General features: G+C 55.6%; 11 protein-coding genes, 4 tRNA genes and 1 rRNA gene. All 16 read right to left on the bottom strand.

Going from position 1 to position 15,240, the window contains the following annotated elements; all coding sequences use genetic code 11:
- Positions 1-181: 181 nt before the first annotated feature.
- Positions 182-4,381 (bottom strand): DNA-directed RNA polymerase subunit beta', encoded by a 4,200-nt coding sequence (gene rpoC, locus F7R06_RS29715; RefSeq protein ID WP_047534044.1) that lies wholly within the window; start codon positions 4,379-4,381, stop codon positions 182-184.
- A gap of 64 nt (positions 4,382-4,445) precedes the next feature.
- Positions 4,446-8,519 carry a DNA-directed RNA polymerase subunit beta gene (rpoB, locus tag F7R06_RS29710; protein WP_090325645.1) on the bottom strand — a complete coding sequence of 1,358 codons (4,074 nt, stop codon included), beginning with the start codon at positions 8,517-8,519 and terminating at the stop codon, positions 4,446-4,448.
- A 220-nt stretch (positions 8,520-8,739) separates the two neighbouring features.
- Positions 8,740-9,105: a 50S ribosomal protein L7/L12 gene (gene rplL, locus F7R06_RS29705; RefSeq protein ID WP_090325646.1), complete on the bottom strand. Its 366-nt coding sequence runs from the start codon at positions 9,103-9,105 to the stop codon at positions 8,740-8,742.
- An 80-nt stretch (positions 9,106-9,185) separates the two neighbouring features.
- Entirely contained in the window at positions 9,186-9,686 is a 501-nt protein-coding gene (gene rplJ, locus F7R06_RS29700) for a 50S ribosomal protein L10 (protein WP_007933724.1), read from the bottom strand.
- A gap of 198 nt (positions 9,687-9,884) precedes the next feature.
- Positions 9,885-10,580 carry a 50S ribosomal protein L1 gene (gene rplA / locus F7R06_RS29695; protein ID WP_003186095.1) on the bottom strand — a complete coding sequence of 232 codons (696 nt, stop codon included), beginning with the start codon at positions 10,578-10,580 and terminating at the stop codon, positions 9,885-9,887.
- Entirely contained in the window at positions 10,580-11,011 is a 432-nt protein-coding gene (gene rplK, locus F7R06_RS29690) for a 50S ribosomal protein L11 (RefSeq protein ID WP_007933726.1), read from the bottom strand. Before rplK ends, rplA begins: the two co-directional genes overlap by 1 nt.
- Before the next feature lie 117 nt (positions 11,012-11,128).
- Complete coding sequence (nusG, locus tag F7R06_RS29685) at positions 11,129-11,662, bottom strand: transcription termination/antitermination protein NusG (RefSeq protein WP_007933727.1); 534 nt, start codon at positions 11,660-11,662, stop codon at positions 11,129-11,131.
- A gap of 9 nt (positions 11,663-11,671) precedes the next feature.
- The gene (secE, locus tag F7R06_RS29680) at positions 11,672-12,040 is read right to left on the bottom strand and encodes a preprotein translocase subunit SecE (protein WP_007896620.1); all 369 of its coding nucleotides are present in this window, start codon (positions 12,038-12,040) and stop codon (positions 11,672-11,674) included.
- Between the two features lie 45 nt (positions 12,041-12,085).
- A tRNA-Trp gene (locus F7R06_RS29675) sits at positions 12,086-12,161 on the bottom strand.
- A gap of 174 nt (positions 12,162-12,335) precedes the next feature.
- Positions 12,336-12,411, bottom strand: a tRNA-Thr gene (locus F7R06_RS29670).
- A gap of 26 nt (positions 12,412-12,437) precedes the next feature.
- A tRNA-Gly gene (locus tag F7R06_RS29665) sits at positions 12,438-12,511 on the bottom strand.
- 24 nt (positions 12,512-12,535) lie between these two features.
- Positions 12,536-12,620: transfer RNA gene (locus F7R06_RS29660), tRNA-Tyr, on the bottom strand.
- A gap of 143 nt (positions 12,621-12,763) precedes the next feature.
- Positions 12,764-13,204 carry a hypothetical protein gene (locus tag F7R06_RS29655; RefSeq protein WP_090325648.1) on the bottom strand — a complete coding sequence of 147 codons (441 nt, stop codon included), beginning with the start codon at positions 13,202-13,204 and terminating at the stop codon, positions 12,764-12,766.
- 7 nt (positions 13,205-13,211) lie between these two features.
- The gene (locus tag F7R06_RS29650) at positions 13,212-13,961 is read right to left on the bottom strand and encodes a pantothenate kinase (RefSeq protein ID WP_090325650.1); all 750 of its coding nucleotides are present in this window, start codon (positions 13,959-13,961) and stop codon (positions 13,212-13,214) included.
- On the bottom strand, positions 13,951-14,910 hold the full coding sequence (birA, locus tag F7R06_RS29645) for a bifunctional biotin--[acetyl-CoA-carboxylase] ligase/biotin operon repressor BirA (protein ID WP_090325652.1): 960 nt from the start codon (positions 14,908-14,910) through the stop codon (positions 13,951-13,953). Before birA ends, F7R06_RS29650 begins: the two co-directional genes overlap by 11 nt.
- A 137-nt stretch (positions 14,911-15,047) precedes the next feature.
- Positions 15,048-15,163 (bottom strand): 5S ribosomal RNA (gene rrf, locus F7R06_RS29640).
- Positions 15,164-15,240: the final 77 nt, after the last annotated feature.

The raw sequence follows: 15,240 nt of genomic DNA, 5'->3' as shown, positions 1-15,240 counted from the left end.
CTTGCAAGAAAAGCAAAATGGCAGGAACGAGTTCCCGCCAAATTTAGGGGTACAAGAGTCTAAAGAGGATCTTGTCCCCAGTCAAGGCAAGGCCCCGACCTCCCCGCTCATCCAACCTCGACAATTTGTCTCGATTCGATGAACGGAGTGACCAGGGCCTTACGCTCATTTACCGCAGAACTCAGTTACCGCTCGAGTTCAGCGCTTCGGTCAGTGCAGCTTCCACTTCACTGGCGCTTACGCGCAACGGCTTGTCTGCATCACGGCGACGCTTACGCTCGCTGTGATAAGCCAGACCGGTACCAGCCGGGATCAGACGACCCACGACCACGTTTTCTTTCAGGCCGCGCAGGTAATCGCGCTTGCCGGTTACCGCCGCCTCGGTCAGTACGCGAGTGGTTTCCTGGAAGGAAGCCGCCGAGATGAACGATTCGGTGGACAACGACGCCTTGGTGATACCCAGCAGAACGCGAGTGAACTTGGAGACAAACTTGTCTTCCGCGCTCAGACGCTCGTTCTCTACCAGTACGTGAGTCAGTTCCATCTGGTCGCCCTTGATGAAACTGGAATCGCCGGATTCAGCGATCTCAACTTTACGCAGCATCTGACGCAGGATGGTCTCGATGTGCTTGTCGTTGATTTTCACGCCTTGCAGACGGTAAACGTCCTGGATCTCGTTGACGATGTACTTGGCCAGCGCACTCACACCCAGCAGACGCAGGATGTCGTGTGGATCGCTTGGGCCGTCGGAGATAACTTCGCCGCGGTTTACCTGTTCGCCTTCGAACACGTTCAGGTGACGCCACTTCGGAATCAGCTCTTCATACGGATCGCTACCGTCGTTCGGAGTGATAACCAGACGGCGCTTGCCTTTGGTCTCTTTACCGAACGCGATGGTGCCGCTGACTTCAGCCAGAATCGACGCCTCTTTCGGACGACGAGCTTCGAACAAGTCGGCAACACGCGGCAGACCACCGGTGATGTCACGGGTCTTCGAAGTTTCTTGCGGGATACGGGCGATAACATCACCGATCGCAATCTTCGCACCGTCCGCTACACCGACCAGGGCGTTGGCTGGCAGGAAGTACTGAGCGATAACGTCAGTGCCTGGCAGCAACAGATCCTTGCCGTTGTCGTCGACCATCTTCACGGCAGGACGGATGTCTTTACCGGCAGCTGGACGATCTTTGGCGTCGAGTACCTCAATGTTGGTCATACCGGTCAATTCGTCAGTCTGACGCTTGATCGTGATGCCTTCTTCCATGCCCACGTAGGTCACGGTACCTTTCATTTCGGTAACGATCGGGTGAGTGTGCGGGTCCCACTTGGCCACGATTGCGCCAGCGTCGACCTTGTCACCTTCTTTAACCGAAATCACGGCACCGTACGGCAGCTTGTAACGCTCGCGCTCACGACCGAAGTCATCAGCGATAGCCAGTTCGCCAGAACGGGACACGGCAACCAGGTGGCCATCCACTCGTTCAACGTGTTTCAGGTTGTGCAGACGGACGGTACCGCCATTCTTCACCTGAACGCTGTCGGCTGCGGAGGTCCGGCTTGCCGCACCACCGATGTGGAACGTACGCATCGTCAGCTGGGTACCCGGCTCACCGATGGACTGGGCAGCGATAACGCCGACTGCTTCACCGATGTTCACCTGGTGACCACGAGCCAGATCGCGGCCGTAGCACTTGGCGCAAATGCCATAGCGGGTTTCACAGCTAATCGGCGAGCGAACGATCACTTCGTCGATGCTGTTGAGTTCGATGAACTCGACCCACTTCTCGTCTACCAGGGTGCCGGCAGGAACGATGACGTCCTCGGTACCTGGCTTGAATACGTCACGGGCGATAACACGACCCAATACGCGCTCACCCAATGGCTCTACAACGTCACCGCCTTCAATGTGCGGAGTCATTACCAGGCCGTGTTCGGTGCCGCAATCGATCTCGGTTACAACCAGATCTTGCGCTACGTCTACCAGACGACGAGTCAGGTAACCGGAGTTAGCTGTTTTCAACGCGGTATCCGCAAGACCCTTACGAGCACCGTGAGTGGAGATGAAGTACTGGAGTACGCTCAAACCTTCACGGAAGTTCGCAGTAATCGGCGTTTCGATGATGGAGCCGTCCGGCTTGGCCATCAGGCCACGCATACCGGCGAGCTGACGGATCTGCGCGGCAGAACCCCGTGCGCCCGAGTCGGCCATCATGTACATCGAGTTGAAGGATTCCTGGTCGACTTCGACGCCATGACGGTCGATGACCTTCTCTTTCGAGAGGTTGGCCATCATCGCCTTGGAAACTTCGTCGTTCGCCTTGGACCAGAGGTCGATCACTTTGTTGTACTTCTCGCCCTGGGTTACCAGGCCGGAGGCGTACTGACTTTCGATCTCTTTCACTTCATCGGTGGCTGCACCGATGATGCGGGCTTTTTCATCCGGGATAACGAAGTCGTTAACACCGATGGAAACGCCGGAAATGGTCGAATAGGCAAAACCGGTGTACATCAACTGGTCAGCGAAGATCACGGTCTCTTTCAGACCAACCACGCGGTAGCACTGGTTGATCAGCTTGGAGATCGCCTTCTTCTTCATCGGCAGGTTGACGACGTCGTACGACAGACCTTTTGGCACAACCTGGAACAACAGCGCACGGCCGACAGTGGTGTCGACGATACGGGTGTTGGTCACGCTGCCGCCATCACGGTCGTTGACGGTTTCGTTGATCCGCACTTTGACCTTGGCGTGCAGAGCGGCTTCGCCGGCACGGAACACACGGTCAACTTCCTGCAGGTCCGCGAATACACGACCTTCGCCCTTGGCGTTGATCGCTTCACGAGTCATGTAGTACAGACCCAATACAACGTCCTGCGACGGAACGATGATTGGCTCACCGTTGGCTGGCGACAGAATGTTGTTGGTCGACATCATCAACGCACGCGCTTCCAACTGGGCTTCCAGTGTCAGCGGTACGTGCACGGCCATTTGGTCGCCGTCGAAGTCGGCGTTGTACGCGGCGCAGACCAGAGGGTGCAGCTGGATAGCCTTACCTTCGATCAGTACCGGTTCAAACGCCTGGATACCCAGACGGTGAAGGGTCGGTGCACGGTTGAGAAGCACTGGGTGTTCGCGAATCACTTCAGCGAGAACGTCCCAAACTTCTGGCAGCTCGCGCTCGACCATCTTCTTGGCGGCTTTGATGGTGGTCGCGAGACCACGCATTTCCAGCTTGCCGAAAATGAACGGCTTGAACAGCTCAAGAGCCATTTTCTTCGGCAGACCGCACTGGTGCAGACGCAGGGTCGGGCCTACGGTAATTACCGAACGACCCGAGTAGTCAACACGCTTACCGAGCAAGTTCTGACGGAAACGACCTTGCTTCCCCTTGATCATGTCAGCCAAGGATTTCAGAGGACGTTTGTTGGAACCAGTGATAGCGCGGCCACGACGACCGTTGTCGAGCAATGCATCGACGGCTTCCTGCAACATACGCTTTTCGTTGCGCACGATGATGTCCGGAGCGGACAGATCCAGCAGGCGCTTCAAACGGTTGTTACGGTTGATCACACGACGATACAGATCGTTGAGGTCGGAAGTCGCGAAACGACCGCCATCCAGCGGGACCAGTGGACGCAGATCTGGCGGCAGAACCGGCAGAACGGTCAGCACCATCCACTCTGGCAGGTTGCCGGAACCCTGGAAGGCTTCCATCAACTTCAGACGCTTGGACAGCTTCTTGATCTTGGTTTCGGAGTTGGTTTGCGGAATTTCTTCACGCAGGCGACCAATCTCGTGCTCCAGGTCGATAGCGTGCAGCAGTTCGCGGACAGCTTCGGCACCCATACGGGCATCGAAATCGTCGCCGAACTCTTCCAGCGCTTCGAAATACTGCTCGTCGTTGAGCAGTTGACCTTTTTCAAGGGTGGTCATGCCTGGATCGATAACGACATAGCTCTCGAAGTAGAGAACGCGCTCGATATCACGCAGGGTCATGTCCATCAGCAAGCCGATACGAGACGGCAGCGACTTCAGGAACCAGATGTGGGCAACCGGCGAAGCCAGTTCAATGTGCGCCATGCGCTCACGACGAACTTTTGCCAGTGCTACTTCAACGCCGCACTTCTCGCAGATCACACCGCGGTGCTTCAAGCGCTTGTACTTACCGCACAGGCACTCGTAATCCTTTACCGGGCCAAAGATTTTGGCGCAGAACAGACCGTCACGCTCAGGTTTGAACGTACGGTAGTTGATGGTTTCCGGCTTTTTAACTTCACCGAACGACCACGAACGGATCATCTCAGGCGATGCCAATCCGATACGGATGGCGTCGAACTCTTCGACTTGACCCTGGTTTTTCAGCAAATTCAGTAGGTCTTTCAAGGCCTTTCCTCCTGGCGGAGCAGAGAGCGGGCAATCCAGCCCCGCTCTCGATTCGCGTCACGTGTTATTCGGTTTCCAGATCGATATCGATGCCGAGGGAACGAATTTCCTTGATCAACACGTTGAAGGACTCGGGCATGCCCGGCTCCATACGGTGATCGCCGTCCACGATGTTTTTGTGCATCTTGGTCCGGCCGTTCACATCGTCCGACTTCACTGTGAGCATTTCTTGCAGAGTGTATGCAGCACCGTATGCTTCCAGTGCCCAGACCTCCATCTCCCCGAAACGCTGACCACCGAACTGCGCCTTACCACCCAGCGGCTGCTGGGTAACCAGGCTGTACGAACCGGTAGAACGAGCGTGCATCTTGTCGTCTACCAAGTGGTTCAGCTTCAGCATGTACATGTAGCCAACGGTAACCGGGCGCTCGAACTTGTTGCCGGTACGGCCATCGGTCAGCTGCATCTGGCCGCTTTCTGGCAGGTCTGCAAGTTTCAGCATGGCCTTGATTTCGCTTTCCTTGGCACCGTCGAACACCGGAGTGGCCATCGGTACGCCGCCGCGCAGGTTTTGAGCCAGATCCAGAATTTCCTGGTCCGAGAAGTCATCGAGGCTTTCCTGACGACCGCCGATTTCGTTGTAGATCTCGTGCAGGAATTTACGCAGCTCGGCAACTTTACGCTGCTCTTCAATCATGCGGTTGATCTTCTCGCCCAGACCTTTGGCCGCGAGGCCCAGGTGGGTTTCAAGGATCTGACCAACGTTCATACGCGAAGGTACGCCCAACGGGTTAAGGACAACGTCGACCGGGGTGCCATTGGCATCGTGCGGCATGTCTTCAACCGGCATGATCACGGAGACCACACCCTTGTTACCGTGACGACCGGCCATCTTGTCACCCGGCTGGATGCGACGACGGATTGCCAGGTAAACCTTGACGATTTTCAGCACGCCCGGAGCCAGGTCATCGCCTTGCTGCAGTTTGCGCTTCTTGTCTTCGAACTTGTCATCCAGCAGACGACGACGATCAACGATGTAGGCCTGGGCCTTCTCGAGCTGCTCGTTCAGAGCATCTTCAGCCATGCGCAGCTTGAACCACTGGCCGTGCTCAAGACCGTCGAGTACTTCGTCGGTGATGTCCTGGCCCTTCTTCAGACCGGCGCCGCCTTCGGCTTTGTGGCCGACCAGAGCGGAGCGCAGACGTTCGAAAGTAGCGCCTTCGACGATACGGAACTCTTCGTTGAGGTCCTTGCGAATCTCGTCCAGCTGGGACTTCTCGATCGACAGGGCACGAGCATCGCGCTCAACACCATCGCGGGTGAAGACCTGTACGTCGATGACAGTACCCTTGGTACCGGTAGGTACGCGCAGGGAGGTGTCTTTAACGTCGCTGGCTTTTTCACCGAAGATCGCACGCAGCAGCTTCTCTTCCGGAGTCAGCTGGGTCTCGCCTTTCGGAGTGACCTTACCAACCAGGATGTCGCCAGCGCCTACTTCAGCACCTACGTAAACGATACCGGCTTCGTCCAGCTTGTTCAGTGCAGCTTCACCCACGTTCGGGATGTCCGCAGTGATTTCCTCTGGGCCAAGCTTGGTGTCACGAGCCACACAGGTCAGTTCCTGGATGTGGATCGTGGTGAAACGGTCTTCCTGAACAACACGCTCGGACAGGCAGATGGAGTCTTCGAAGTTGAAGCCGTTCCATGCCATGAACGCGATGCGCATGTTCTGACCCAGTGCCAGTTCACCCATATCGGTGGACGGACCATCGGCCATGATGTCGCTACGCTGAACCCGATCACCTTTACGCACCAGCGGACGCTGGTTGATGCAGGTGTTCTGGTTGGAGCGGGTGTATTTGGTCAGGTTGTAGATGTCGACACCGGCTTCACCGGTTTCAACTTCGTCATCGGCAACACGAACCACGATACGGCTGGCATCAACGGAGTCGATCACGCCGCCACGACGAGCCACGACGCAAACGCCGGAGTCACGGGCTACGTTACGCTCCATACCGGTACCGACCAGCGGCTTGTCAGCACGCAGGGTTGGTACGGCTTGACGCTGCATGTTCGAACCCATCAACGCGCGGTTGGCGTCGTCGTGCTCGAGGAACGGGATCAGCGACGCTGCAACCGAAACTACCTGCTTCGGCGATACGTCCATCAAGGTGACGTCTTCAGGCGCCTTGACGGTGAACTCGTTCAGGTGACGAACAGCTACCAGCTCGTCGATCAGGACTTTTTTGTCGTTCATCGTGGCCGAGGCCTGAGCGATCACGTGATCAGCTTCTTCGATGGCGGACAGGAACACGATCTCGTCGGTGACCAATGCGTCCTTCACCACGCGGTACGGGCTCTCGAGGAAGCCGTACTGGTTGGTGCGCGCATAAGCAGCCAGGGAGTTGATCAGACCGATGTTCGGACCTTCCGGCGTTTCGATCGGGCAAACACGACCGTAGTGCGTCGGGTGTACGTCACGAACTTCGAAGCCCGCGCGCTCACGAGTCAGACCGCCAGGGCCGAGTGCAGAAACACGGCGCTTATGGGTGATTTCGGACAGCGGGTTGTTCTGGTCCATGAACTGGGACAGCTGGCTGGAACCGAAGAACTCTTTCACCGCCGCCGCGACAGGCTTGGCGTTGATCAGGTCTTGCGGCATCAGGCCTTCGCTTTCAGCCATCGACAGACGCTCTTTGACCGCACGCTCAACACGTACCAGGCCAACGCGGAACTGGTTCTCGGCCATTTCGCCTACGCAGCGAACACGACGGTTACCCAGGTGGTCGATGTCATCGACGATGCCTTTACCGTTACGGATGTCGACCAGGGTCTTCAGTACCGCGACGATGTCTTCCTTGCACAACACGCCCGAACCTTCGATTTCGGTACGACCGATACGACGGTTGAACTTCATCCGGCCGACCGCAGACAGGTCATAGCGCTCAGGGCTGAAGAACAGGTTGTTGAACAGGGTTTCGGCAGCGTCTTTGGTTGGCGGCTCGCCAGGACGCATCATGCGATAGATCTCGACCAGCGCTTCGAGTTGGTTGCTGGTGGAGTCGATCTTCAGCGTATCGGAGACGAACGGACCGCAGTCGATATCGTTGGTGTACAGAGTTTCGATGCGAACAACGCCGGCCTTGGCGATTTTCGCCAGGATCTCGGTGTTCAGCTCGGTGTTGCACTCTGCCAGGATTTCACCGGTTGCCGGATGCACGATGACCTTGGCGGTGGTGCGACCTAGGACGTAGTCCAGAGGCACTTCCAGCTCTTTGATCCCTGCTTTTTCCAGCTGGTTGATGTGGCGAGCGGTGATACGACGACCTTGCTCGACAATAACCTTGCCTTTGTCATCCTGGATATCCAGGACCGCAATTTCACCACGCAGGCGCTGAGGCACCAGCTCCAGGCTCAGGCTCTCGCCTTTCACGTGGAATACGTTGGTGGTGTAGAACGCGTCCAGCACTTCTTCGGTGGTATAGCCGAGCGCGCGCAGCAGTACCGATGCAGGCAGCTTGCGACGACGGTCGATACGCACGAATACGCAGTCTTTCGGGTCGAACTCGAAGTCCAGCCACGAACCGCGATAAGGAATGATGCGCGCGGAGTACAGCAGTTTACCGGAGCTGTGCGTCTTGCCACGGTCGTGGTCGAAGAACACGCCCGGGGAACGGTGCAGCTGGGAAACGATTACACGCTCGGTACCGTTGATTACGAAGGTACCGTTTTCAGTCATCAGGGGGATTTCACCCATGTAGACTTCTTGCTCTTTGATGTCCTTGATCGCTTTGTTCGACGACTCTTTGTCGAAAATGATCAGGCGCACTTTTACCCGCAAAGGTACGGCGTAAGTTACACCGCGCAATACGCATTCTTTGACATCAAATGCCGGTTCGCCCAGGCGATAACCGACGTACTCCAGCGCAGCATTGCCGGAGTAGCTGATGATCGGGAAAACGGATTTGAAGGCCGCATGCAGGCCCACGTCGCGGAACTGATCTTTAGTCGCTCCCGCTTGCAAGAATTCACGATACGAATCCAGCTGGATGGCCAGGAGGTAAGGCACATCCATGACGTCCGGCAACTTGCTAAAGTCCTTGCGGATACGTTTTTTCTCAGTATATGAGTAAGCCATCAGCGTTCCCCAGCTTGGTCACCTGCTTGTTTGGCCCCTCCCGACGGGAGCAGCCAGAAAATCGTGCAAACCCCATGGTTTGCGCCACCACATCGGGTGGTTACAGCTCGTTATCGGCGCCGACCGTGCCGGCTGCCAATAACGGAAAAAGGCCGGTGGCAAGAGCCACCAGCCATCAGCCTGTCGCTTAACGCTCGGGCTGGAAACGCAAAGTCAATGCTTACTTCAGCTCGACTTTAGCGCCTGCTTCTTCCAGAGCTGCTTTGGCTTTGTCAGCTGCGTCTTTGGCAACGCCTTCCAGAACCATTGCAGGAGCACCGTCAACTACAGCCTTGGCTTCTTTCAGGCCCAGACCGGTCAGTTCACGTACAGCCTTGATCACGTTAACTTTCTTCTCGCCAGCTTCGGTCAGCATGACGTTGAATTCAGTTTGTTCTTCAACAACGGCAGCAGCAACAGCTGGACCAGCAGAAGCAGCAGCAGCCGAAACGCCGAACTTCTCTTCCATTGCCTTGATCAGCTCAACGATTTCCATTACGGATTTTTCGCCGATTGCTTCGATGATTTGCTCGTTAGTCAGAGACATGACTATTAATTCCTGTATTGGGGTGACAGCCTACGCGGCCATCGAAATAAACAATAAACGCTGAAAGGAGTCGCTCAGCCTTAGGCTGCAGCAGCTTCTTTCTGGTCGCGAAGGGCCGCCAGAGTACGAGCCAATTTGCTGGTTGCGCCTTGAATCACGCTCATCAGCTGAGAAATTGCTTCGTCACGGGTCGGCAGAGTTGCCAGCACGTCGATTTGGTTAGCTGCGAGGAACTTGCCCTCGAACGCAGCTGCCTTGATCTCGAACTTATCCTGACCTTTTGCGAACTCTTTGAAGATACGGGCAGCAGCGCCCGGATGCTCTTTCGAGAATGCAATCAAGGTAGGGCCGGTGAACACGTCGTTGAGGACACTGTATTCAGTGTCAGCAACAGCGCGCTTGAGCAGGGTGTTACGTACAACACGTACGTAAACGCCAGCTTCACGAGCCTCTTTACGGAGTCCGGTCATCGCGCCTACTGTTACGCCACGGGCATCAGCCACGACAGCGGACAGAGCGACTTTGGCAGCCTCGTTGACTTCAGCGACGATGGCCTTCTTGTCTTCGAGTTTAATTGCCACGGGTTTAACTCCTGCTTGTTACCGTTTCATCCAGTCGAAACCAGATGTCGTTTTGGTGTCTGATTCGGTAAGGAACCGGGAGCACCATCTGCGTAGGCTTGAGGTTTAAGACTTGCGTCGCCTACGGTCTTGGACAGCCCCCGCCAGGCAGGGACCCCAATTTTTCAATTGACGCAATCGCTTACGTCAATCCGCGTCTTACGCGTCCAGCGAGCTCTGGTCGATGACCAGACCTGGGCCCATAGTGGTGCTCAGGGTAACGCGCTTGACGTAAATACCTTTCGAGGAAGCCGGCTTGATACGCTTCAGATCAGCGATCAGGGCTTCAACGTTTTCCTTCAGCTTGACGGCGTCGAAGCCGATCTTGCCAACGGAAGTGTGGATGATGCCGTTTTTGTCGGTGCGATAACGAACCTGACCAGCCTTGGCGTTTTTAACCGCGGTAGCTACGTCTGGAGTTACGGTGCCGACTTTAGGGTTAGGCATCAGACCACGTGGACCGAGGATCTGACCCAGTTGACCTACTACGCGCATGGCATCCGGGGATGCGATCACTACGTCATAGTTCAGGTCGCCGCCTTTCATTTCGGCAGCGAGATCGTCCATACCTACGCGATCAGCGCCGGCGGCCAGAGCAGCTTCAGCAGCTGGACCCTGGGTAAACACGGCAACGCGTACGGTCTTGCCAGTGCCGTGTGGCAGCACAGTAGCGCTACGAACGACCTGGTCGGATTTACGCGGGTCAACGCCCAAGTTTACAGCAACGTCGAACGACTCGCTGAACTTGACAGTCGACAGCTCGGCCAGCAGTGCAGCGGCGTCTACAAAGTTGTAGGCCTTGCCTGCTTCGATTTTGCCGGCGATAGCCTTTTGACGCTTGGTCAGCTTAGCCATTACACACCCTCCACGTTAAGGCCCATGCTACGAGCAGAACCGGCGATAGTACGCACGGCTGCTTCCATATCAGCTGCAGTCAGATCCGCGTTTTTGGTTTTCGCGATTTCTTCCAGCTGAGCACGGGTAACGGTGCCAACCTTAACGGTGTTCGGACGAGCGGAACCGCTGGTCAGACCGGCCGCCTTCTTCAGCAGAACCGAAGCAGGAGTGGATTTGGTTTCGAACGTGAAGCTACGGTCGCTGTAGACAGTGATGATCACTGGAGTCGGCAGACCTGGCTCAAGACCCTGAGTACGGGCGTTGAAAGCCTTGCAGAACTCCATGATGTTCACGCCGTGCTGACCCAGAGCAGGACCAACAGGTGGGCTTGGGTTAGCCTGAGCGGCCTTCACTTGCAGCTTGATGTAAGCGGTAATCTTCTTGGCCATGAGGCACTCCAATTACGGGTTCAAACGCCTCGAAAGGCTCCCCGGTTACTTGCGCGTTTATCCCAGTGACGACAAAACCCCACAGCCTAAGGCTGCGGGGTTGGGATGCTTGCTCAGTTAGACCTTTTCGACCTGACTGAACTCCAACTCTACCGGAGTAGAGCGACCGAAAATGAGCACAGCCACCTGGATGCGACTCTTTTCGTAGTTAACCTCTTCGACCGTGCCGGTAAAGTCAGCAAACGGACCATCGTTGACGCGTACCGACTCGCCCGGCTCGAACAGCGTCTTCGGCTTAGGCTTATCGCTACCATCGGCGACGCGACGCAGAATCGCTTCTGCCTCTTTATCAGTGATCGGTGCTGGCTTATCAGCGGTACCGCCGATAAAACCCATCACCCGAGGAGTATCCTTGACCAAGTGCCAAGTACCCTCGTTCATATCCATCTGAACCAGCACGTAACCAGGGAAGAACTTCCGCTCGCTTTTGCGTTTCTGGCCATTACGCATCTCAACCACTTCTTCAGTGGGAACCAGAATTTCGCCGAAGCCATCTTCCATGCCAGCCAGCTTTACGCGCTCGATCAACGAACGCATGACATGCTTCTCGTAACCCGAGTAAGCATGCACAACATACCAACGCTTAGCCACGGGACACCCTTAGCCGACAATCAAGGAAACAAGCCAGCCGAGCAGGGAATCAAGCCCCCACAACAGCAACGCCATAACCAGAACAACAGCCACAACGATCAACGTGGTCTGCGTGGTTTCTTGACGAGTTGGCCATACGACTTTACGAATCTCGGTACGCGCTTCCTTGACAAGCACAAAGAAAGACTTGCCCTTGACCGTCTGCAAGCCTACAAAGGCAGCTACAGCAGCAATCACAAGCAAAGCGAGCACACGGTACAGGATCGGCGAAGCAGAGTAATACTGATTGCCAACAACGCCAACAACCACCAAAGCAACTACTACTAGCCACTTGAGCAGATCGAAGCGCGAGCCTTGAGCTTCAGCTTTAGGAGTCATCTATGAAGATCCTGTGAAAAGAAAGCCAGACACACCTGGTGAATCTGGCAGGTCAGGAGGGAATCGAACCCCCAACCTACGGTTTTGGAGACCGTCGCTCTGCCAATTGAGCTACTGACCTAAAACAAAATCAGGCCGACCATTATGCCGGCCCGAAAAAGACTTTACAACATTTTACTCAATGACCTGGAATGCTTCATCTGCACCGGAGCGAACACCTCACCCTCACGAACAACAAAGCACCATCGCCAGCCATTAAAACAAAGGCAGATATTTTCATATCTGCCTTGTCATATGGAGCTCTTGAGCGGATTTGAACCGCTGACCTCACCCTTACCAAGGGTGTGCTCTACCAACTGAGCTACAAGAGCGAAACACTGCGCAAAACCTGCAAACGTGGAGCGGGTAGCGGGAATCGAACCCGCATCATCAGCTTGGAAGGCTGAGGTTCTACCACTAAACTATACCCGCGAGGCTTGCAGCTCTCGCTAAAAATGGTGGAGGGGGAAGGATTCGAACCTTCGAAGTCGTAGACGTCAGATTTACAGTCTGATCCCTTTGGCCGCTCGGGAACCCCTCCTAAGCGAGCCGGCATTCTACATCATGCCAGCCTTCTGTCAAGCACTTTTCTCATAAAAAACCTGAGGTTAGCTGCATTGACCTCGCTTCACACCGCTTACCGCTTTAGGTCTTCGCTGTGGAGCGGGCGCCATTCTATGCAAACTATTCGGCGGGTGCAACCCCCTCGCAAGGCATTATTTTATGTTTTAACTCATTGAATTCTTTAGAAAGGTTTTGCAACTGCACATCGTCCAGCCAACGCCTGCTTTCCGGAGCCACTCGCACCCAGTAACCAGCGACTTCGGAGCTCCCCTTGGGCAATGACTGATACTTCACATCCATCCCGTTTAACCTGCGCTCAAGCCCCTGAGCCACGTCCTGCCGAGCAAAACCACCTATATAGAGACAGCCTGCGTCGACCTGTGCAGTTTTTCCTTTATCTCTCCCCACATCAGGCGCCTCACTCAACAGGCGAATATCCTGCTGAGACCCTCGGTACAAACTCAAAGGCGTTACGTCTTTCGCACGCAGAGGGGCTTCCTGTTGATGCCAGATGTAATAGAAGACGTTGAGAACAAGCAAAAGCAGAAACAACCAACGCATAAGGACCTCAGGACAAAGGACACGCCATAGCCAAACCTACGAACACGAGGTCCGGAACCACCCTCGCCTGTGGCACAACTCCTGATACCAGGGCCGCATCCCCACCCGTAAGGAACACCACGAACTCTTCCCCCCAGTAGCTGCGCGCCAGCTCCATCTGAGTCAGCACAAAGCCTTGAAGCATCAACAAGCACCCACGTTCGACTGCTTCAACAGTTGTCCTACCCGGAGCAAGGCTTTCCAATGCCTGCTCTGCAGCGACATCGCCGTAGCGAATTTTGCGGGTATGCGTACGAAGCTGATTACGCATCAAGGGCATTCCCGGACAGATAAACCCTCCAAGGTGCTCTCCATCCCCAGCAACAAAATCAGCGGTAACAGCCGTGCCAAAATCAAGCACGAGGCACGCACCCGCCGCCAGATGAAACCCACCCAGCATCGCAAGCCAACGATCGAGCCCCAGGCGCTCGAACTCCTCATAGCCATTACGAACGCCGGACATCTCTCGAGCAGGAGCAGCACAGACCACCGATACATTGAATGCCCCCTTCAGCGAAGCGATCAATTCACCGGTCTCCTCTGCAGTCCTGACACTCACCAACCGACAAAATCTGAGCGAGAGGCCCTTCAGCGCCTTCAACCCTTGCAGCAACGCAAAGTCAGAGTCGACGACACCTTCTCCCACGATCAACAGGGTGCCTGCATCCAGCACGCGCCACTTGATGAAACTATTTCCGCAGTCGAGCTCAAGAATCATTGCGCAACCTCAGACTCAACTCACCACCACTGAAAATTTTTTCAACACCGGCGACCCTCAAGCGCAAAGCACCCTGGGTATCGATACCCAGCACTTCGCCATCTATTTGGTTAACACCAGCGATCAACGACACTGCATGCCCCTGCCATAGATGATTCTGCTCCCACTCAGCATGCACAGCTGAGAACCCACCAGCCTGATGGCGAGCCAGGTATCGCTGCAGCATGGTACCGAGCTCCGCAACCAGATGATTACGATCAAACACCCTGCCCGACTCCAGCCTCATGGACGTCCACTGCTGATCAACCTCATCGGTCATCTGCATGTTCACATTAATTCCAACGCCTAGTACCACATGACAAACGTCGGCAGGATCCCCGACCAGCTCAAGCAGAATTCCCGCAATTTTCTTTTGGCCAACCAGGACATCGTTGGGCCACTTCAACCCCACTCCCGAGACGCCAAGCTCGCGCAAGGCTTGCATAACCGCGAGCCCCACAACGAGACTCAAGCCTTCCAGCTGACGCATTCCGCCATCAATACGCAAAACCAGGCTGTAGTAGATATTTTCAGCGAAGGGGCTAGCCCATTTCCTTCCCCGCCGCCCACGACCCGCCGTCTGACGCTCGGCAAGCACAAGAAAGGGGGCAGCCTGACCACGATCTATGGCACGCAATGCCTCGGCGTTTGTAGAGTCGATAGAATCGAAAACCAAGACAGGCCAGTCACAGGAAGGCGCCAGCTGCCCTATCACCGCAGGATCAAGCAGCGTCAACGGTGCGGCCAACTGATAACCACGCCCTCGAACCTTATGTATGGAAAGACCCAGCTCAGCCTCCAGGTGCTGAAGCTGCTTCCAGACAGCGCTACGACTGACACCCAGGGCAGCACCCAGGGCTTGCCCCGAATGGAATCGGCCATCTTTAAGAAGCTTTAACAACGTCAGCATGCAAGTCTCGCCTCACAATGAGGCCCGCATGATAGCCACGCCCCGAGCAGTTGCATAGAAACCCAGAGAGACAGATTTTCCTGCGGACAAAAACAAAACCCCTACCTGCATACGCAGATAGGGGTTTCGGAATTTAATCTTGACGATGACCTACTCTCACATGGGGAAACCCCACACTACCATCGGCGATGCATCGTTTCACTTCTGAGTTCGGGATGGGATCAGGTGGTTCCAATGCTCTATGGTCGTCAAGAAATTCGGGTACCGAACCGTCTTTCGACGCTTCAGCAAATTGGGTATGCGATAGTTTGTGTGTGGTGCGAACTTTCG

Source organism: Pseudomonas moorei, assembly GCF_008801475.1.
Lineage (GTDB): Bacteria > Pseudomonadota > Gammaproteobacteria > Pseudomonadales > Pseudomonadaceae > Aquipseudomonas > Aquipseudomonas moorei.
This window is presented reverse-complemented; position numbering and strand designations above follow the sequence as displayed.

Coding starts and splice junctions, on each gene's coding strand:
- F7R06_RS29655 (WP_090325648.1), bottom strand. CDS start 13,204: ATGCGTTGGTTGTTTCTGCTTTTGCTTGTTCTCAACGTCTTCTATTAC.
- rpoB (WP_090325645.1), bottom strand. CDS start 8,519: ATGGCTTACTCATATACTGAGAAAAAACGTATCCGCAAGGACTTTAGC.
- rplA (WP_003186095.1), bottom strand. CDS start 10,580: ATGGCTAAGCTGACCAAGCGTCAAAAGGCTATCGCCGGCAAAATCGAA.
- F7R06_RS29650 (WP_090325650.1), bottom strand. CDS start 13,961: ATGATTCTTGAGCTCGACTGCGGAAATAGTTTCATCAAGTGGCGCGTG.
- rplK (WP_007933726.1), bottom strand. CDS start 11,011: ATGGCCAAGAAGATTACCGCTTACATCAAGCTGCAAGTGAAGGCCGCT.
- birA (WP_090325652.1), bottom strand. CDS start 14,910: ATGCTGACGTTGTTAAAGCTTCTTAAAGATGGCCGATTCCATTCGGGG.
- rplL (WP_090325646.1), bottom strand. CDS start 9,105: ATGTCTCTGACTAACGAGCAAATCATCGAAGCAATCGGCGAAAAATCC.
- secE (WP_007896620.1), bottom strand. CDS start 12,040: ATGACTCCTAAAGCTGAAGCTCAAGGCTCGCGCTTCGATCTGCTCAAG.